Below are 20,762 nucleotides of genomic sequence, written 5' to 3' on the forward strand. Positions count from 1 at the left end.
AATCTATCTCGTTCCTAAGATTATTAATACCATTCCTATAATTATCATAATAATCTTATGTACCTGAAGGCTAGATGCAGCACCTGTTAACCCAATAATTGTTACAGTTGTAAAAAATATTGGTCCAATAGAACCAACTATTGCATTGATGCGCAAGCCTGCTTCAGCAGTCCCGTATCTATATATAAAATATGCTGCAGTGAAATTTACTATTCCATAGACTGCGCGGATAGCTGCCATAGCTAATGCGCTTGACAAGGAAAACATAGTATTCCTCCATTTTCTATCGATCCATTATAGTTTTTGTTAATTTTCCTTATCTACTCTAATAATAAGAAATTTTTGTTTATAGAATAATTAATGCATTTCACTTTTTTTAGCACCTTGGTTTAGGTAATAAAAAGGAAAAATATTGTTATGCTAGAATAGTAGAGTAATATACATTTAGAACTATTTCGAGGGAGATGTTGAATACGTTATGACTCTTGGGAAAAAGCATGTAATTGTTATAGGGGGCGGAGCTTCTGGGATGGTTGCCGCTATTGTTGCCGCAAGAAATGAAGCTAAAGTTACAATTTTGGAGAGAAATCCCCGTATCGGTAAAAAAATTCTGGCTACTGGCAATGGGCGCTGTAATTTCACTAACGTAAATGCAGATATTACCTGCTATCAAGGAAATAATCCCCGTTTTGCCTACAGTACCTTAACTGGTTTTACTGTACAGGAAACTCTGGAATTCTTTGAGAAACTTGGTATTGCACCTAAGGTTGAAGATCTTGGAAAAGTCTTTCCCACGTCTGATCAGGCCTCAAGCGTTCTTGATGTATTAATGTATGAATTAAATAAAACAGGAGTTAATATTGTCTGTGACGCCTATGTAGAAAGTATTCGCAAAGAGGCTAATACCTTTAAAGTAAAGTTCGCGGAAGGCGGGGAGTTGATAGGAGACAGCGTCATCTTAGCTGCTGGTGGTAAAGCCATGCCCTCTACTGGTTCAGATGGCAGCGGCTATGGATTAGCTGAAAAACTAGGTCATACCATTACAGCTATCTTCCCCGCTCTGGTTCAACTCAAGCTAGAAGGTTCATTCTTCAAACAAATTGCAGGGGTGAAATTTGTTGGCACTGCTGAAATATTACAAAACAATAAAACTGTAGCCCAAGATAAAGGGGATATTCTATTTGCCAATTATGGAGTCTCTGGTCCACCTATTTTACAAATTAGTAGAAAAGCAGGTGAACTTCTCCAGAAAGGTAAAGAGGTTGTATTAAAGTTAACTATCTTAGATAAGATGGCCAAAGAGGAGCTAAGAGAGCTTATAATCAAACGATTTAATAATGACTCCCAGAAAACACTTGGATTTAGCTTGGTTGGTCTAATTAATAAAAGATTAATTCCTGTCTTACTAAAAGAAGCAGGTCTTACAGACTTAAAACGTCCCGTAGCTAGTGTTTCTTCTAAAGAACGGGAGAAAATTATTACTATCTTACAGGATTGGCGTTTTAACGTGAGTGGAACAAAAAGCTGGCCAAGTGCCCAGGTTACCGCAGGAGGAATTGTAACGAATGAGATTAACCCCACCACCATGGAGTCAAAAATTGTTAAAGGCTTATTTTTAGCCGGAGAAATCATAGATATTGACGGGCTATGCGGTGGCTTTAATCTGCAATGGGCCTGGTCCTCCGGGTATATTGCTGGGAAAAGCGCTTCACATAATAAACCTAGTTAATATACCATGCTCCTTGCAGTAATTTAACTTCTTTAGTTAAAGAGATTTGTTTCCTTTTTCTAGCCGCTAATTAGAAAAACCTGTGCCAATTGTCAATTTGTCAGTTTGTCAATTTGTCAAGCCTGACCCCCACAATAGAGCTCTTTCATTAGATCATCTGGCACAAACAAGCCTCCTGTAGCCCATGCTATATGTGTGGCATTCCCAAGCGTTTCTGCCAAGTTATTTGATTTAACATACCTTTTGCCGTTTGCACCCATGAGAACAATAGGTCCTAGCAGGCCTGGTGTACCTGACGGTTCAACTTTTATATTTTCTGTATCTTTTAACATAGACAAGAGCTTAAAAAGTTCACTATCGGAGATGGTATAAATACCGCTCAAAAGCTTCTCTATAGTTTTTCCTGCAAAACTCGAAGATCTTCCTACAGCAAGGCCATCTGCATCTGTGATATTATCTAATCCAAAATCCTTCGTAGAAACCTTTTCATTCTCTCCGGTCATCAATCCCAAAAGCATGCAGGGCGAATGTGTAGGCTCAGCAAAAAATACATGAACTGCATCTCCAAAAACCTGCTTTAAGCCAAAGCATATACCACCTGGAGCACCTCCAACACCACAGGGTATGTATACAAACAATGGCTGGGTGCTACTAACCTCGATGCCTTTCTCTTTAAGTTGCTTTTTTAGCCGGAAGGCTGCAACACTATAGCCCAAAAACAAGTCCTTGGAGTTTTCATCATCTATAAAATGATTCAAAGGGTCACCCTCTGCTTGTTTCCTTCCTATCTCTACAGCCTTGCTATAATCAGATGAATATTCCAGAACATTGACTCCTCGATTTCTAAGCAAATGTTTCTTCCATTCCTTTGCATCAGAAGACATATGCACAGTAACTTTAAATCCTAATGAAGTTCCTATAATTCCGATACTTAACCCCAAATTTCCTGTGGAACCTACTGAAAGTGAATACTTACTGAAGAATTCCAGCAAATCAGAATCTGCCAACCTTGTATAGTTATCACTAGATTTAAGCAATCCATGTTTTAGAGCTAAAGCTTCTGCATGCTTAAGGACTTCATAAATACCCCCTCTGGCCTTTATTGAGCCTGCTACAGGAAGATAATTGTCGCATTTTAACATAAGACAGCCTTCAATGAATTCTCTATATTCTTGTGTTTCAGCTTCTTTCATTGAAGCAATTTCAATTAGTTCCGATTCGATAATCCCTCCCCATGTTCTAGTTTCCGGAAAAAGTCTACAAATTAGGGGTGCAAATCTTTCTAACCTTAACTCGGCATCCTTTATATCCTCTAGTGATACAGCTAGTTCAGGAAGTATTATATCCACTTTACTTAATTTAGGGTTTATCCAAAATACAGGCTTATACTCCATAATATCTATTAAGAGAGGATACTCTTTTAACCATTGTTTTTTCTTCTTATTCAATATATAACTCGAACTCATTAGGTTGCCCCCTCGTTATAATTTAATAACTCTAATTATCTTAACATTTTTTGTTTGTCATATCTAGAAACAGTAAAACATCTTTCCATGAGTTCACCTGCTTTGCAAAAAAAAGAAGCCCTATTAGCCTCTTAACCCCTTTAATCTATAACTGGATAATTATTCTGTTTTTCCCCTTCTCCAGCAATTACGCTTGCAAAACTTCTGCCCCTTGGTATTGAGGCATACTATTTTCTGTGATTGACAATCCTGGCATAGATATTGACCACTAATAATTCTTTCAAAGTTCTCATAGCTTTCTTTCCACTCTTTGCCACAATCAAGACATCGTACCGGGCAAATGTTACGAGTGAAATTGCCACCATCTATCCGGATAGCCTTACCATTTATGATGCTGTCAGCAACTTTCTCCCTTGCATTATTAAGAATCCGTTGGAAGGTTTGTCTTGAGACTTCCATCTTTTCGGCGGCTTCTTCCTGCTCCAGTTTCTCCACATCCTTCAAGCGAATTGCTTCAACTTCCTCAATTCTCAAAATGTTTTCTTCCATGTCTTTTGAATGTATGTCTAAAGGCACAAAGTGCTGTATATTAGGAATGAATTCAACCTTTTTCCATTTAGGTGGTCTAGCCAATTTTTTATTCTCCTTTCAATATACTTATTTGCAATGTTATTTTACCATTATTAATTGCTTAAAAAAAGAGCCTAGCAGTATCTGCCCAAATTTCAATATAGCTATAGAAAAAATAAAAGCAAGTTCTCTATTATTTCAGAACTTGCTTTCCTAAAGGAGGCATGTTATTTTTCTTCAAAATTTTCCAAACGGGCTTTTACTTGTTTAAGTTGCTTTTTTAGTAGCTCTTCCTGATTTTTCAAAGCCACTTTTTCATCATAAACTTGTTCATTCGATATAGGCGTAGTATAACCTCCTTCTCCGCCTTGAATCCCTTTGAGATAACGGATTCTTCTAAATCCTCTTCCTCCACAGATTCCTTGCCTAGATCTTGCTCCAGCATAGTTAGCAAAAACAGAATTTGTAGTACTAGCGCAGTTACCTGCACCTCTTCCTGTCATAGGTCCCATTCCCATTGGACCTGTACCGTCCCCTCTTGGCATAATAAATCACTCCTTTATTAAAATACTTCACTCATGGGCATGATCACATTCAGTTTTTTCAACGCCATATCCTTTTCCTGCCCCAGGCGTACATAAACTCTGCCCACCTTCAAGTACACCCTTCTCCAATTTTTCTATTACTTCATCAATGCTTCCATCTACTCCCATAATTGTTTCTATACCCAGTTCTACGAAAAATCCTTGCGCTCTTGCTCCCATACCACCAGAGACAATTCCTTTTACGTCTTTTTCATGCAGAAACTGAGGGATATAACCTGGTGAATGGCCCGGGTTTTCTATTTCAAACCTTCTTACTGTTTTTCCGTTTTCAATATCAACTAGTGTAAATGATGGGCATCTTTCAAAATGCGGAGAAACATATTTTCCATCTGTAGATATTGCTACAGGCATAGCTAAAACCTCCATTGATATATTATTAGTTGGTTTTTAACTTTTCCAGCTCATCTACAATTTTCATCCAGATACTTTCGATTTCATGGATGACATTTCTGTTGCCTGCCTCAATTGGAGTTTTAAATTCCTCCAATGCCTTAACTATCGATGGATCAAACGGTATCTTACCAATGACAGGAAAACCGTTACTTTCGCATAAGCTTTCTATCTGTGAAGTTACTTCCAGATTCAGGTCGTACTTGTTAATACATACAAACGCTGGGATTCCAAAATGCCGAGCTACTCCCAGAACCCTCTCCATATCCCTATGACCTGATTTTGTAGGTTCTGAAACTACTACTACTGCATCGGCTCCTGTAATAGATGCAATCACCACACAGCCTATACCAGGTGAACCATCAATCAGTAACCATTTCTCATCTTTTTTGTTACTTTGAATGTTTTTTCTTACCTCTGTTACAAGCTTCCCAGAACCCTCGGCACCAATATCAAGTAATGCATGGGAAAAGGTGCCTCTTGAGGTCTCAGATACATACGTTTCTCCTGTTTTGACTTCTTGCAAGCATATTGCTTCCTGCGGACATACCAACATGCATGCACCACATCCTTCACATTTCATTGGTTTGATTTCAAACTCTTCGTTAATTGCATCAAATCTGCATGTTTCTTGACATAGGCCGCACCTTATACATGCTGATGAGTCAATCACCGCTTCTTTTGCACCATAATAGTCAGCTTTTTTTAGAACATCACCCTTTAGCAAGATGTGTAGGTTCGGAGCATCAACATCACAGTCAGCGAGCATTTTGTCTTTGACCAGAATGCTTAGCGATGAAACAAGAGTGCTTTTTCCAGTCCCGCCTTTTCCGCTTATAAAGACAATCTGTTTCATTTGCTGGCACTCCTTTCAATCTTTTCATACAGCTCTTCGAATTGTTCTTTCCAAAAATCATTATGTTTAACAGGAAGTATACCTTTTGAATAGCTTTCAGCTATTTCTCTCGAAAAAGGTATTTCCATTAGAAGCTCGATACCTTCATTCTCGCAAAAATCATGTATTAACCTGCTGCTATCGGATGCTTTATTTAATACAATCCCAAATGGTATTTCCATCTTTCTTACAAGCTGAGTAGCAATTTTCAGGTCATGAAGTCCGAAAGGGTTAGGTTCTGTTACCAGAATACAGTAATCACATTCTTCTATTGATTGAATTACTGTACAGGACGCCCCAGGTGAGCAATCGAGTATTACAGGCAAGACTTTTTTCATACGTTTCTTTAATGCAGATATGATAGGTATACTTATTGGCTCACCCACATTAAGCCTTCCCTGAAGAAATGTATTATCACCATTTGCTTCAACAACCCCAATAATCCTTTCTACTTCACTAATTGCATCATTAGGGCAGGCTATAACACATGCCCCACAGTGATGGCAGATTTCGGGGAAAACAAGAACATGATCCTTCACCACAGCAATTGCGTTAAACTGACATGCCTTTGAACAATAACCGCATGCATTACATTTAGTTATATCAGCTTCTGGAACCAGTACTTTTACAGGGCTACTTTCCTGTATTTCAGGTGTTAAGAATATTGCTCCGTTTGGTTCTTCCACATCAAAATCTATGTACTGGCATGACGATACTGACGTTGCCAAGCTTGCAGAAACAGTAGTCTTGCCTGTTCCCCCTTTGCCGCTTAAAACCGCTATTCTCATTTCTGTCCTCCTTGTACCCCCATACCGAAGTGTGAGGGGACTGTACTAGTTATTTTTTTAAGAAGTCCTTTTTTGAATTCATCTATGTTTTCTTTTACAGGTACTGATTCTCCATGGTATATGTCAATATTAGCAGCCTTTAGAACATTCATGGCATTTGGTCCTACATTGCCTGTAATTACTACTTCCACACCCCTATCAACCATAAGCTGTCCTGAATTGATTCCAGCCCCACCACCGGAAGCTGCTGCACTATTTTCAATAATTTCAGACTCCATTGTATCGGCATCTGCAATAATAAAGTATGCCGATCTCCCGAACCTTGGATCCATGCTACTTTCAATAGAATTTCCACTTGCTGAAACACAAATCTTCATATATTTTCGCCCCTTTTAATAATATGTTCTAGTTATAGGCTAATGCCCATAACTAATTCTATTATTATTTTGGGCATATGTCAATAACTTATGAGCATTTTTTTATTATTCTTTAAAAAAGTTTTGAAAGATTGCCTCCTAAAAGGCAAAAAAAAAGCACTCATTGGGAGTGCTCATAACGTAAAAGTGCAAAGTTGCCATTTTTAAATATGGATATTTCTTTTCCATCTACTGTAGTTCCAAGAATTTCAAGATCCTCTGTTCCTATCATAAAATCCTCATGTACGATGGAATCATTTACTCCCAATTTCGTCAATTCTTCCTTGCTCATATTTTCACCATTTTGGATACATACTGGATACGCTTTTCCAATAGCCAAATGGCAGGATGCATTTTCATCAAATAATGTATTATAGAACAGTATCTTGGTGTTGGAGATGGGCGAATCATATGGAACCAATGCCACTTCACCGAGATAGCATGATCCCTCATCTGTCTCAATTAGCTTCTTAAGTACCTCTTGGCCTTTTTTAGCATTAAAGTCAACAATCTTACCATTTTTAAAAGTAAGTGAAAACCCTTCGATGAGATTACCATTATAGTTTAAAGGTATTGAGCTGACTACAGTACCATTAACGCCTGTCTTTTTCGGCAGAGTAAATACCTCCTCAGTAGGCATATTGGCAATAAACTCTATGCCTTCAGGTGTGTATTCTGAACCCCCAATCCATAAATGCCTCTCCGGAAGCTCGACTCTCAAGTCTGTACCTAGAGAATTCTTATAATGAAGATATTTAAAGATATTGGTATTCAGGAAATCCAGGCTCTTCTTCAAATGACTCTTATGTTCATTCCATGCAGTAATAGGATCTTCTGTATCTACCCTGACAGTTTTAAAAATGGTTTCCCATAACTTCTCTATAGCTTCATTTTCTTTATAATCCGGAAAAACCTTTCGTGCCCAAGCCTTTGTAGGAATAGATACCACACACCAGGTATTCTTGTTTGCCATTCTCCGTTCCCTATATTCCTTTATGGCAGCACCGGCAGTTCTTTGAGCCTTGGCGATTCTTTCAGGATTCACATCCTTCATAAGCTCTGGATCTGTGGCTAAAATATTGATATATGCTGCTCCTTGACGTACATAGGAAAGGTAAAATTCCTTTTTCCATGCTGGAAATTCTTCAAACACTATTTCTGGTGCATGTAAGTATTTAATCTTGGACAGCAATTCATCCTCCCAACTAACAACTACCTCTCGTGCCCCTTCTCGATAAGCAATCTCTGCCATCATTCTAGTAAATGGTGCACATTCTATAGGAGAAGAAATAACAAGAGTCTGCCCTTTCTGAATATTTACCCCTGTTTTTACCACAAGCTGGGCATATTTTTCTAGTAACCGTTTATCCATGTTAAAGCTCCCTTCCTATTCATCATTGTTTCTGCATATCAATAAATGAAAAAAACTCTCACACTAGTTATTATCTACTCTTGCGAGCAAAGTATAACACAGAAGAGTAGAAGCAGAGGAAACATAGGAAGGAAGCATATTCTCTTTCATATAGATCTGTGGTTCTTTCGGTAAACCGTCCATTTGCTTCCTTCTTAACTTAAAATGACTACTAAGTTTATTTATATGCCTGCAAGCCCAAGCTCGGCGGCTGATTCTTTCATGCCTTCTATTGTCCATAGAATGACTGTATCTAAATCCATTTCTACCATTTCACAACCAGCAATAATTAATTCACGGTTTACGCCAGCGGCAAAACCTTTTGATTTAAATTTTTTCTTGACTGATTTAACCTCAAGATCCATTATACTTTTATTCGGTCTCATTAAAACTGCAGCTGTTATGAGTCCCGTAAGTTCATCAATTGTATAAAGTACTTTTTCCATTTTCTTGATAGGCTCTACATCAATACAGATATTCCACCCATGGGATATAGCAGCATGAATGATATCATCATCGACACCTTCTTGTTCCAAAATTTCTTTACTCTTATGGCAATGCTCATCAGGATAGAGTTCATAGTCAATATCGTGTATCAGTCCCACAATACCCCAGTATTCTTCATCCTCTTTATTTTTTCTAGCAAAATAGCGCATAACAGACTCTACAGCAAGGCCATGGGTTATCAAAGATTTGTTTTTATTGTACTTCGTTAATAATGCATAAGCATGCTCTCTTGTTAACATAATTTTCCTCCTCGGAATTGGTTGTATTTTTCTTCTATGCTTTAAATATCAAATTAGGTGAAATTCCTAATACTCTTCTTAACTGTCGTTCTTATTCTATCTTCATCATCGTGAAAGATTTCCTGCCTGTTAGCTCCTCTTAACATGAAATGATATATTCCTCTTTCACTCTTTTCTCTTGCTCTTCGTGGCATAATCATCACTCTCAGTATTTTTTCTACATTTTACCACACCAAGAAAGTGGAAACAAGAGAACCATCCCTACGCTTCCTGTTAAATAAAGCTCTGTCAATTATGGTTGTTTTTGGAGGAATTTGGTGAATAATGTTGAAATTGTATTGACATGAGGTAACTAACTGGAGGTGCTAAAATGAGAGCTGGTTTAATTGTGGTTGTATCGTTTATATTTGCTGCAAGTATATCTAAAGCAATAGGTTTAAATGGGTGGTCTGAATTAGGTGTCTTGGGTATTTTTAATACAGCTTTGATATTAGTTGGTTTCAAGCTATTTTTAAAAGAAACAACTGAGGGTACCGCTCACAAGGATAATGAATACCTTCATGAGTTTGATGATGCTGTAATAGACCAGAAGAAATTTTTTGCAGAAGCCTTACAAAATGCTATACAAGTTGCAAGTACAGTTGAGGAAGTTAAAGTTGCATCGAAAGAAGGAGTTAGTGCTTCGGAAAATGTTGTTGCTAATAATCAGCAAATAGCATCCCAAAATTTAAAACAATTTGAAGTTATTAATAGGACAGCAGATTTTACTCAAAATATAGTGGAGATTGTTCGAAAAGCTGTGGATTTTGCACAAGCAGCGGTTAATTCCTCAAACAGTTCTACTCAGATAGCCTCTAGGGGTGAGGCTGAGGCAAGAAAGGCAATGGAGAAAATGCATCAAATTGAAGAAAGAGTCAAGGAAACTGCGGATAAGTTATATACTCTCAAGACTCGCTCTGAAAAAATCGGCCAAATAATTGAAACTATTAAGAATATATCCGACCAAACTAACTTACTGGCTTTAAATGCCGCCATAGAAGCAGCCAGAGCTGGTGAACATGGTCGGGGATTTGCCGTGGTTGCAGAAGAAGTAAAGAAGCTTGCCGAAGAATCAAATAACGCATCAAATGAAGTTGACGCTATTATACAAGAAATACAAGGAGAAATTAGCCTATCAACCGAAGCTTTTGAACAAGTGACAAACTATGTTATAGAAGGTGTTGAGATTAATAATAATACAGGGGAAGTCTTGAAGCAAATTATACTTTCCTTCAAAGAAGCATCAGATAAAATTCATAACATTGAGCAACAGATGGGTGAAGTTAATAATGCTAGCAGTAATGTTTTAGAAAAAATGAAGGAAAATCAGATATTATCCAAAGAAACAGCAGATGCAACGGAATTAGTAGCAGCGGCCTCCCAGGAACAGAACACTTCCTTTGAAGAGATTAATAACTCCATGGAACATCTTTTTGAGTTAGCGGAAAACTCTAAACAAGAAATTGCGAGTCGGGTTATGGATAAGTTAATGTATCAAAAATCCATTCAGTTCAAAAATATAGCTACTAAACTAAAGTCAAAGGACGAACTTACCTTCGATTTCCTTGTAAAAGTAGCTAAGGACCTTAAGGTAGATTATGTAAGCATTGCAGATCCAAGTGGTTTATTTAAGTATTCCAGTAAGAAAAATGGTACTGGAATTAACTTGTTTAAGCTGATGCCTGAAGTTAAAGATGCTTTTTTTGTACATAATAAATCATATTTCGCCACACATATTAAGGCAAGCTTTCAGGATGGACGCCTCTATAAGTATGTAATAGTAATGGATGAGGATAAATATATCTATCAGATCGCTTTGTCCTTTGATTCTCTCTTGAGCTTGTTACAGTAAGTAGTAACAAGCTCCGACTACCTACAACCAAGCTCCTGAAGATGAGAAAGCTAAAAATGAGGGCTATTCGTTTCCCTTTTGCTTCCTTCTTCCTGCTTCCTTCTAATTTGTCAATTTGTCAAGCCTGACCCCGTATAATCCAGCTGATTTAGCATACGATATAGTCTATAAAGACTTTTGATCTGCCTTAAAAATTCAGAAAGCCATAACTGGTAGGGGGCTAAATTAATGTCAAAAAAATATGAACCTGGCTATATAAAACTCCTTGGAACCAATAAACTAGAGGCAAAGGTCCTAAAAGCTAGAACCCATTATACAAATTGTAACCTATGCCCGCACGAATGCAATGTAGACAGGCAGGAAAAAACTGGTTTTTGTAGAGCATTGGACAAGGCAATTATTTCGAGCAATGGTCCCCATTTTGGAGAAGAGTCTGTACTTGTAGGTAGACATGGTTCAGGAACTATATTCTTTGGATACTGCAATATGAAATGTGTTTTTTGCCAAAACTGTGAACTGAGTTTCGGAGGGGAAGGAAAGATAATAGAGAATTCAAAGTTAGCCGAAATAATGCTGAATATACAAAACCGACACGGTTGTCATAATATAAACCTTGTTACCCCTACGCACTTTGTTCCAAATATACTTGAAGCACTTCTATTGGCTGCCCGGAACGGCCTGAAAATTCCCATAGTTTACAACTGTGGCGGTTACGAGAGAATGAAAACCCTTGAACTCCTTGATGGTGTTGTTGATATCTATATGCCTGATTTTAAATACTCCGATGATTCACTTGGCGAAAAATACTCCAATATTAAGAGTTATAGCACCAGGGTTAAGCAAGCACTAAAAGAAATGGACCGACAGGTGGGAGGGTTAAAGGTAGATAAGAACAATATTGCATATCGGGGTTTGATAATAAGACATTTGGTAATGCCTGGCAACCTCAATAATTCTAAAGAAGTGCTAGAGTTTATACAAAAAGAACTCTCTCCAGATTGCCTAGTAAATCTAATGGACCAATACCACCCAGCCCACAAAGCATTCCAATATAAAGAAATTTCCAGAGGTCTAACCAAAATAGAATTCATGGAACTATACAGCTACGCCAAAAACCTGGGTTTAAGGCTTGCTGAATGAAATGTTATCACACAAAGCAAGATTGAATGGAAAAGGAAGCAAGAGAACCGACTATTCGCCTCCCTTTTGCTTCCTTCTTCCTACTTCCTTCTAATTTGTCAATTTGTCAAGCCTGACCCCATAGATGTTATCTTCTGCGTCAAAGTTTAGCTTTTCTTGTCCTAATACCTCGATGTGGTCTCTTTGCTTTACTTCATCTAAAAGCGCCTCGGATACGAGAATTTCTTTAATGTCCAAAGTATTTTTGATAATCGCTACCTTGGCATCTTCCATAGTTACTTTTCTATTGCAGCTAGACAATGCCGTCAGTATTGCATCCTTGTCCGAATCTTGAATAATGGGGATAAAGCCTCTTTCAAGAAATCCAGAGCATATTACATTGGCATAGGTAGTTTTTAAGTCTACCTTATCATAAAGCCTTCGTGTAATTACATCTGCTAGACCCATTCCCAACGCATTGTTATGACTTTCTTCAGTCAGATCAAGACATACAATTCTATAGATAGACAAGTCTCCACTCTCTTCTTGGCCCCTAACAAGTATTCTGCCAGTAACATTTGAATCCATACCCACACCACTAATGTTCTTCCCCATTTCTTGAACAACCAGGACATCAGCTTGATTAAAAGGCAGGGTAGGCATTAAAGACTTGGCTTCAATTATAAGTTCTTTTTCTCGCTCTAAAATTTTAGCCTTAGGTATAACTTCTATTTTAGCTGTTGTATCTTCCGCATTTTCTAGAACCGCTACCCCTAGAAGAATAGGTGCTTTTTCCATAATTACTTCAGCGACTCTAGGAATAAGCTTGGCAAGACCATAAATACCAAATTCATGAATGGCTAACGCACCTACATGGTTTCCAAATCCTATAGCCATTTGCTTTAATACACCACTTTCAGTAATATCATGGAAATCAGTATGTGGCTTTATCCTATTTAGCATTATTAGACCATCCATTGATAAGGCTACTTTATCGAAGTAAACTGGTAATCCTTCGGGTTCAACAGTACCTAATTGCTCAACTTTCATATTGCTTAATACAGGGGCTCCAACAGCTTCTTCAGTAATTCCATAACCCTTTAAGTACTCTTCTTGTCCATCAGCAGTTGCACCACCGTGGCTTCCCATAGCAGGAATGATATGAGGTATAGCGCCGCACTTTTTAACTTCATTAACAACTGTTATTACAAGTTTCTGGAGCGCATAAATCCCTCTACTGCCAACTGCAATTCCAATTTTAGCACCTGGAGATATTAGGCCTTTATATTGGGCAAAACCTTTTTCCATTTCCTCTTCAACATTTTCTAGTTTTTGAACACCAAAGTTTTGTCTTATGCGATACATTTTTGGTATGCTTTTTACTCGCAATTTATCCACTCCTTCGCTAGATTTAGTTTAATAATAACCTTATTTTCAGCCTAAGTTGAGTTGTACAATAAGTTCAGCAAGTATGATTGCCCGCTGAACTATATAAAGAATGCGGTTAGGTTGTAATTGCTCTTTCTAAAATCTCTATAGGGTGTAGTGTATTAGCTTTTATTTTTCTACTCCTTAACCCATGTCCCAACTGCATCATACAAGCTGGACATGAGGTTGCTAAGATATTCGCACCTGTTTCTTTAAAATTTTCTAGCTTCATTTCAAGTATTTTTTCAGAATTGCCATCTTGGAGGAAACAGTAAGAACCTGCTCCACCACAGCACCAGTCTGCCTGTTTCATTTCACTAAATTCAATACCTGGTATTAATTTTAGAAGTTCCCTTGGCTCTTTGGTTATCTTCAGGCCTCTAACTCCGTGGCAAGGATCATGATAACTTACTTTATATGATACCCTACCTAATTTCCGCACATCCACGTCTAACTTATCAAGTACAAATTTATTTATATCAATTATCTTTTTTGATATTTCTTCAGCCCTTTTACTATATTCCTTATCATCTTTTAAAAGCTCCGCATATTCCTTTAGAGTACTTCCACATGTTGCACAGTCTATTACAATATAGTCAAGGTCTCGACCAACAAATCTATCAATGTTTTCCTTAGCTAACCTTTTGCCTTCCTCAAAATCACCGGCGCTTTGATGAGGACCACCACAGCACTCAACCTCTGGAGCATAAACCTGACAGTTGTAATGTTGAAGCACTTTTACGGCAGAAACAGCTATTTGGCTAAAGAAACCATTAGTAGCACAACCAACATAGTAGCCAACCTTGAACTTTGGTTTGTCAATCTTTCTAATTAAATCTGGTGCCTGCTGGAAAAAGCTCTTTTTGGGCAGGGCTGGTAATAGGTCTTCCATTCTTTTAACTTTTTTAACTATTCCCAGAATCCCACTCCCCTGAACCAACCATCTTGCACCACTATGCTGATAAAATCGAGCTAATCCGGATACTGTTTTAAATCTCTTCCGATTTGAAAATACTCCCCTATACGCTGCCTTGTGAAACATAGAAAACCCATTGGCAGCATTTATTTTTTCTCTAGCTTCCATCATGATCTTATCAGTTGCAACACTTGAAGGACAGTTTGTTACACAAGCTTTACAGAGCAAACAGCTTTTTATATGCTCTTCAATTTCGGGTTCACTACCCCACTTATAATTGCCTTCACAAACTAAGCGAGCTAGCCTTACTCTACCCCTGGCAACATTAGATTCATTTTTTGATATACTATAGGTTGGACATACCTCTTGGCAAAACCCACATTTATTACACTTCAAAATCTTTGCTTCCATCCTAGCTCACCTCCATAAATCTTGGATTGTGTGGATACATAATTAGATTTGGATCGAGCTCTTTTTTCATACGATTATAAAGTATATCAAGAGGCGCTCTATTATCAGTAAAGCACATTTTAAAATCCTGTAGTTTTTCAGTTATCATCTTTTTAGCTTCATTGAAATCTGAACTTGTAGATAATTCGACCATTCCATTTCCGCCATCTAGTATAATCTCCATCGAATTATTGTTTAGTAATTCATCTAAGTTTCTTGGCAATAAATCCAAAAGGCTTCTACGATCGGTCCCAAATCTGATTTTTGATACTGACCCTTTGCTACTGAATAACTTTTCTAAATAAGCATCTACATTATCTCTACCTGTAATCAATCCTTTAATATCTACTATGCTTTTTAAAACTTGCAACTGGTGTTCAACGGCAATCTTAGACCCTGCTAATACAAAGAAACTGGCATATTTTGAATCTTCAGTTAGCCCCAGCATTTTTGCAGACATTCCCATAAAAGACACTAAAGCAAATCTTTTAGATAAAACCTCTTTCATTGCCTGAGTTAGATCATCGACTGAAGCTGCTTCAGTAATAAATAATGCTTTTTCCTCTGGCATGGGAATGAGTTTAAAGGTAGCTCTTACAATTACGCCTAATGTACCCCAGCTCTTTGCAAATAACCTAGTAAAATCATATCCTGTAACATTTTTTACAGTTTTTCCGCCTGTTTTAATCAACTCTCCAGTTGGAGTCACAAATTCCAAACCTAATAAATAATCGTTTATTGTACCATAAGCATATTGTTCAATGCCCCCAGCATCTCTAGCTAACAGACCACCTATTGTAGAGCTGGGTTTCTCATGGTAGCTTATAGGAAGCAAAAAGTTTTCTTGCCTCAAGATATCTGCTAACTCCTTAATACTAATGCCACCCTCTACAGAAACAGTTAAATCATTTTTTGCTAACTCAATAACCCTGTTCATTTTACGTGTAGAGAGATATACTTGTGGTTGCTTAGCACCTATAATTTGACTTCCACTACCAATAGGAATTATTTGAATGGCTTTATGATTACATAACTTAATAAAGGAACTAATTTCCTCAGAGTCCTGAGGATAAACTACAATATTTCCTTGAATATCATCAACCTTTAAAGCCGGCAGTTTCTCATTGATGATTATTTTAATAGAATCTAAATTCATGTGCCTACCTCCTATTAATGCCTTATCCAGCCTTAATCACCTTGCCGGGATTTAGAATTAAATTGGGATCTAAGAGATTTTTAACTCTTGTTTTAAAATGTAAGTCAGCTTTAGTAAATGCAAGCTCCATATATGGCAATTTTTCTAACCCAATTCCATGCTCTCCTGTCAAGCACCCCCCCATATCAAGGGCAGCTTTAAATATCTCTTTACTAGCCTCTTCTACTCTATGATGTTCAGCATCATCCTTAGGATCATATAGTAAGTGTGGATGTAGGTTTCCATCCCCCGCATGGGCTATCTGAGCAATTGTAATATTATATTTCTTACCTACTTCCGTAACCTTTCGAAACATTTCTGGGAGTTTGCTCCTTGGAACTGTAACATCTTGAACCATGTAGGCAGGCTTTATCCTACCTAAGGCACCATTACCTGAACGTCTAGCGAGCCATAAACTTTCTCTTTCCGCATCATTTTCTGCTTTCTTGTAGCTACTAGCACCCATTTCTTTGCATATCTCAGTAATAGTATCAATCTGTGCATCCAGTTCAACTTCATAACCATCTACCTCAATTAACAGTAAAGCCTCTGCGTCTTTTGGAAAGCCAAGATTCAGAAAATCATCTACTGCTCTAAGAGTAGCCCTGTCCATAATTTCTAATGTGGTAGGAACAATGCCCCTGGAAACTATAGTGGAAACTACTTCCGCAGCTTTATCCAAACTATCAAATATTGCAACCATTGTTCTTACCGCTTCTGGTTTTTTGGTGAGTTTAACTAATATTTTTGTAACAATTCCAAAGGTTCCTTCAGATCCATTAAATATACCTGTTAAATCTGGTCTATTATCAGCTGGATTTGGAAAACCACCCAACTGTACAATCTCCCCAGTTGGCAGTACTACCTCCATGCCCAAAACATGTTCTTTAGTCACTCCATATTTTATTCCTTTGATTCCTCCGGCGCATTCTGCAACGTTGCCACCTATAGTTGCAACCTTAAGACTAGCTGGATCAGGAGCAAACATATATCCCATTGGTTCAACAACCTTGGTTAAATTAAGATTTATAACCCCTGGTTCAACTAGTGCTGTCTCATTAATGATATCTATATCTAAAATCTTATCCATTTTAGTTAGAACAAGAATAATTCCAGCATCTGGGGTAACCGCTCCACCACTTAGACATGTTCCAGCTCCCCTTGGTACTACCTTAATACCCGTTTCATTAGCAAGTTTTATTATTTCAGCCACTTCTTCAGTAGTTTCAGCAAATACAACCGCCCCGGGTTGATAAATGAAAGGAGAAGAATCGTAGGAATACATTTCCATAGATATCTTACTGGTTAAGATATTGTCGCTACCTACAATCTTCTTTAGACTATTTATAATATCTGTCTTCACCTGTAGACCTCCTTTTAAGGTGTCACATACAACTTAACAACGGTATTATCTATTTCAGAAGTAATAAGTCATACCATTAAAGACTCCCCTCTCAAGTTACTGACTTTAAGGGGACACTAATAGTAGAATATTCTTAGTATAACATGTAACATGTTACTGCTTCAATGCAAATGCAAAAAATATACAAATATCTAGATGTTTGGTATACTGTTCATATCTATTGCTAGGATGTGAATTAATGCATATAAAAAAAGCCCCAAGTTTAAAAGAACAGGTATATAGTTACCTTCGTGAATCAATACTAAATTTAGAGCTTGAAGTGGATAAGCTTTATTCTGATCAATGGGTTGCTAATAACATTGGTGTAAGCAGGACCCCTGTTAGAGAAGCTGTCTTACAATTGCAGCACGAAGGCCTAGTTGATATTGTTCCATACAGAGGTTTTATAGTTAAAATGATTTCTACTGAAGAAATTATTGATGTCTTTCAATTAAGAGAAGCCATTGAGGGCTTTTGTATTAAGCATTTAATACGGTGCAAGGAAACCCATTCTGTTGCCTTTAATAAATCATTGTATAAGCTAAAAGAATCACTACTCTTCCAAGAGAAAGCCAGCAAAAATGAAAGCTCAAATGAGTTTTGGGATGCAGACAGGTTATTCCATGAAAGCATTATAAAACATTCCAATAATAAATGCTTTAATGATATCTACAAATCCCATCGAGATAAAATACAAATTATATCTCTTGAAACCTTAAAAGATAAGAGCAGAATATACTCTGCATTATCTGAACACAACGCCATAGTAGCTTCCATAGAAAATGGCTCAGAAGATGATGCATATCAAAAGATATTGGACCACCTAAGCAGTACTAAATCACTAATGATGAAATCTCTTGACAAACGCAACAATAGATGACCATTATTTTCTTTAGGTTTACCAAAGCTTAATAGTTTTTAGGTAAAAGAAATTCTGCATAATCGTAATAGAAGGGGCCTCACCGGGATATACTGTGAGTTGCCCCTTTATCTACTTATTCCACTCTAGGTATGCACCTTTCATGGGTGATGCAGCTAATGATTGAAATAATCCAAGAACACCTTTGTTTTCTTTAATAGGTCTATTCCATTTCTTTTTGCGTTCTACTAGTATTTTTTCTACTTCTGCTTTGTCTGCTTCTTTTCCAGCTATTCCTACTATATCTAATTTCCTCTCAGGAATGTTTATTGATATAAGGTCACCCTCTGCTACTAATGCTAGCGGGCCTCCGGTTGCTGCTTCTGGAGATACGTGTCCGATTGCTGGACCTCTTGTTGCACCTGAAAACCTTCCATCTGTTATTAGGGCTGTTGTTGCTACTAATTCTGGATTTGTGTATATTGCTTCTGTTGTACGAAGCATTTCTGGCATTCCTGCTCCTTGAGGTCCTTCATATCTGATTATTATAAGATCTCCTGGTTTAATTTGTCCTGATAGGATTGCTTCTACTGCCGCTTCTTCACTATCATATGGTCGTGCTGGCCCTGTATGGACATGCATTTTTGGGTCTACTGCTGCGTGTTTTACTACTGCTCCCTCTGGAGCTAAGCTTCCGTATAATACTGCTAATCCGCCACCTTGCTTATATGGCTTATCTATTGGCTGGATAACCTCTTCTGCTGTTAGTCCGTAGTTTCTTAAATATCCTTTACCTACTCCGAAGTAGCCGTTTCTTTCTAGTTCTTCTAGATTTTCTCCTACTGTTTTGCCTGTAACTGTCAGGGCATCTAGGTGCAGATATTCTTTTAGTTGCATCATGACCCCTGGTACTCCGCCTGCAAACCATAGTAATTCTGTTGGCCATTTGCCACTTGTCTTTAGGCTTACTAGTACTGGTATCTTAGAATGTATTTCTTCAAATAGGTCTGCTGTGATTTCTAAGCCTACTTCATGAGCTATTGCAGGTAAATGTAGCGTTGCATTTGTTGAACCAGAGATTGCTGCATGTACCATTATTGCGTTTTCAAAGGCTTTTCTTGTTAGTATTTGTTTTGGTGTGATACTCTTGTCCATTAGTTCTTTTACTTGTTCTGCTGCTCTATATGAAAGATGCTCTAACTGGTTTATGCTCGCCGGCATCAATGCGTTTCCTGGTAGGCTCAAGCCTAGAGCCTCCGACATTGTTTGCATTGTGCTTGCTGTTCCCATAAACTGACATGCTCCACAGGATGGACAGGAGTTTATTTGTTCTACCAGTAACTCTTGGCTTGTGATTTCGCCTCTTTTTTCTTTGTCGCCTGATCCATATAGTTTTTCTGAGGATAAGTAATCCGGTCCTGGCATCATTGCTCCTCCACAGATATGAAGCCCTGGCATATCCAGTCTCGCTAAGGCTTTTAAATGAGCTGGTATTGATTTATCACAGCTTGATACTAGCATCAGTCCATCAAAGGGTGAACTTAATGCATGGATTTCTACCATCATGGCTATGATTTCTCTAGATAGTAATGAAAAGTTCATTCCATCATGAGCCATGGCTATTCCATCACAAATGTCTGTTACTGTATATACTGCAGGCTTACAGCCTACGCTGTATAGTCCATTTTTTGCTGAATTTACAAGTTTGTCTAAATGATGGCTCCCCGGATGACTGTCTCCAAATACGCTATCTATCAGCACTTGTGGTTTTGCCAAGTCTGATGGTGTCCATCCACTTCCTAAGCGAAGTCCATCTCCCTGAGTGTTTACTTCTCTAAGGTGTTGACTTTTTAGCATTGCTCAACTCCACCTTTCACGAATTTTTGAAACTAGCTAAGCTAGAAGTTCCATAGGTATTAAGTTTCGCTCTAATTAAGAATACTTGGCAACCATAAACTTAACCCTGGGAAATAAGTGATCACAAGCAGGGCTACAATAGAAGCTAATAGATACCACCAATTAGCATTTATTAATTTTTCTATTGGCATCTTCCGCATACTAGAGGCAACAAACAAGTTTACTCCAAGAGGTGGTGTGATCATACCTATTGCCAAGTTCACTACCATAATTATCCCAAAGTGAATTGGATCTATCCCTAGATGAACAATGGCTGGATACAGAATTGGTGCTAAAATGATAATGGCTGCGTTTGTTTCCATAAATGTTCCAACTACCAGTAGTAATACATTTAGTATCATCAGCAACATAATGGGATTTTCTGTTATCCCTATTAACATTTCAGCAACCTTCATAGGTATCTGCTCTCTAGTCAACACTAGTCCAAAGGCTGATGCTGCTGCTACTATTAAAAGTACTAATGAACTACTTATGGCTGCGGCCCTTAAAATTTTTGGTAAGTCTTTAAAAGATAATTCCTTGTAAATAAATACGCCTACAAGTATTCCATAAACAACTGCAATATTAGC

The 20,762-nt window shown here is 37.7% G+C and carries 19 protein-coding genes and 1 pseudogene; 4 read left to right on the forward strand and 16 right to left on the reverse strand.

Annotation, left to right across the window (positions count from 1 at the left end):
- Window positions 1–3: 3 nt before the first annotated feature.
- A complete protein-coding gene (locus APF76_14140; protein ID KUO52737.1) occupies window positions 4–267 on the reverse strand; it encodes a hypothetical protein in 264 nt (87 codons plus the stop codon).
- A gap of 211 nt (window positions 268–478) precedes the next feature.
- Here APF76_14140 and APF76_14145 point away from each other — a divergent pair, with 211 nt between their 5' ends.
- Complete coding sequence (locus APF76_14145) at window positions 479–1,729, forward strand: flavoprotein (GenBank protein KUO52738.1); 1,251 nt, start codon at window positions 479–481, stop codon at window positions 1,727–1,729.
- Between the two features lie 116 nt (window positions 1,730–1,845).
- Here APF76_14145 and APF76_14150 read toward each other — a convergent pair whose 3' ends face one another.
- The 9 genes from APF76_14150 to APF76_14190 all read right to left on the reverse strand — a co-directional run bounded on the left by APF76_14150 (window position 1,846) and on the right by APF76_14190 (window position 9,016).
- Entirely contained in the window at window positions 1,846–3,195 is a 1,350-nt protein-coding gene (locus APF76_14150) for a D-serine dehydratase (protein ID KUO52739.1), read from the reverse strand.
- A 159-nt stretch (window positions 3,196–3,354) separates the two neighbouring features.
- A complete protein-coding gene (locus APF76_14155) occupies window positions 3,355–3,828 on the reverse strand; it encodes a hypothetical protein (protein KUO52740.1) in 474 nt (157 codons plus the stop codon).
- Between the two features lie 164 nt (window positions 3,829–3,992).
- Window positions 3,993–4,310 (reverse strand): hypothetical protein, encoded by a 318-nt coding sequence (locus APF76_14160; protein ID KUO52741.1) that lies wholly within the window; start codon window positions 4,308–4,310, stop codon window positions 3,993–3,995.
- A 27-nt stretch (window positions 4,311–4,337) separates the two neighbouring features.
- Window positions 4,338–4,721 (reverse strand): dinitrogenase iron-molybdenum cofactor, encoded by a 384-nt coding sequence (locus APF76_14165; protein ID KUO52742.1) that lies wholly within the window; start codon window positions 4,719–4,721, stop codon window positions 4,338–4,340.
- Window positions 4,722–4,746: 25 nt separating this feature from the next.
- Window positions 4,747–5,616 (reverse strand): (4Fe-4S)-binding protein, encoded by an 870-nt coding sequence (locus APF76_14170; GenBank protein ID KUO52743.1) that lies wholly within the window; start codon window positions 5,614–5,616, stop codon window positions 4,747–4,749.
- The gene (locus APF76_14175; GenBank protein ID KUO52744.1) at window positions 5,613–6,443 is read right to left on the reverse strand and encodes a (4Fe-4S)-binding protein; all 831 of its coding nucleotides are present in this window, start codon (window positions 6,441–6,443) and stop codon (window positions 5,613–5,615) included. The genes APF76_14170 and APF76_14175 overlap by 4 nt, the downstream gene beginning before the upstream one ends.
- Window positions 6,440–6,820, reverse strand: a complete 381-nt coding sequence (locus APF76_14180; protein ID KUO52745.1) for a dinitrogenase iron-molybdenum cofactor biosynthesis protein — start codon at window positions 6,818–6,820, stop codon at window positions 6,440–6,442. Before APF76_14180 ends, APF76_14175 begins: the two co-directional genes overlap by 4 nt.
- Window positions 6,821–6,980: 160 nt before the next feature.
- Window positions 6,981–8,231, reverse strand: coding sequence for a peptidase M29 (locus tag APF76_14185; protein KUO52746.1), 1,251 nt, complete (start codon window positions 8,229–8,231; stop codon window positions 6,981–6,983).
- Window positions 8,232–8,452: 221 nt separating this feature from the next.
- Complete coding sequence (locus APF76_14190) at window positions 8,453–9,016, reverse strand: hydrolase (protein KUO52747.1); 564 nt, start codon at window positions 9,014–9,016, stop codon at window positions 8,453–8,455.
- A gap of 370 nt (window positions 9,017–9,386) precedes the next feature.
- Here APF76_14190 and APF76_14195 point away from each other — a divergent pair, with 370 nt between their 5' ends.
- Both APF76_14195 and APF76_14200 read left to right on the forward strand, forming a co-directional pair.
- The gene (locus tag APF76_14195; GenBank protein ID KUO52748.1) at window positions 9,387–10,907 is read left to right on the forward strand and encodes a hypothetical protein; all 1,521 of its coding nucleotides are present in this window, start codon (window positions 9,387–9,389) and stop codon (window positions 10,905–10,907) included.
- Window positions 10,908–11,135: 228 nt separating this feature from the next.
- The gene (locus APF76_14200) at window positions 11,136–12,047 is read left to right on the forward strand and encodes a radical SAM protein (protein KUO52749.1); all 912 of its coding nucleotides are present in this window, start codon (window positions 11,136–11,138) and stop codon (window positions 12,045–12,047) included.
- Window positions 12,048–12,137: 90 nt separating this feature from the next.
- On the opposite strand, the gene APF76_14205 is transcribed toward APF76_14200, so the two are convergent.
- The 4 genes from APF76_14205 to APF76_14220 form a co-directional block, all read right to left on the reverse strand.
- Entirely contained in the window at window positions 12,138–13,415 is a 1,278-nt protein-coding gene (locus tag APF76_14205) for a hypothetical protein (GenBank protein KUO52750.1), read from the reverse strand.
- Window positions 13,416–13,530: 115 nt separating this feature from the next.
- On the reverse strand, window positions 13,531–14,781 hold the full coding sequence (locus APF76_14210) for a hypothetical protein (GenBank protein ID KUO52751.1): 1,251 nt from the start codon (window positions 14,779–14,781) through the stop codon (window positions 13,531–13,533).
- Window position 14,782: 1 nt separating this feature from the next.
- The gene (locus APF76_14215) at window positions 14,783–15,976 is read right to left on the reverse strand and encodes a hypothetical protein (protein KUO52752.1); all 1,194 of its coding nucleotides are present in this window, start codon (window positions 15,974–15,976) and stop codon (window positions 14,783–14,785) included.
- A 22-nt stretch (window positions 15,977–15,998) separates the two neighbouring features.
- On the reverse strand, window positions 15,999–17,378 hold the full coding sequence (locus APF76_14220) for a hypothetical protein (protein KUO52753.1): 1,380 nt from the start codon (window positions 17,376–17,378) through the stop codon (window positions 15,999–16,001).
- A 238-nt stretch (window positions 17,379–17,616) separates the two neighbouring features.
- Here APF76_14220 and APF76_14225 point away from each other — a divergent pair, with 238 nt between their 5' ends.
- Window positions 17,617–18,297 (forward strand): hypothetical protein, encoded by a 681-nt coding sequence (locus APF76_14225; protein KUO52754.1) that lies wholly within the window; start codon window positions 17,617–17,619, stop codon window positions 18,295–18,297.
- Window positions 18,298–18,408: 111 nt separating this feature from the next.
- Here APF76_14225 and APF76_14230 read toward each other — a convergent pair whose 3' ends face one another.
- Both APF76_14230 and APF76_14235 read right to left on the reverse strand, forming a co-directional pair.
- Window positions 18,409–20,133 carry a dihydroxy-acid dehydratase gene (locus APF76_14230; protein ID KUO52755.1) on the reverse strand — a complete coding sequence of 575 codons (1,725 nt, stop codon included), beginning with the start codon at window positions 20,131–20,133 and terminating at the stop codon, window positions 18,409–18,411.
- A 71-nt stretch (window positions 20,134–20,204) separates the two neighbouring features.
- Window positions 20,205–20,762 (reverse strand): annotated as a pseudogene (locus APF76_14235).

Origin of the sequence: Desulfitibacter sp. BRH_c19, assembly GCA_001515945.1 — a bacterium.
Taxonomy (GTDB): domain Bacteria; phylum Bacillota; class DSM-16504; order Desulfitibacterales; family Desulfitibacteraceae; genus Desulfitibacter.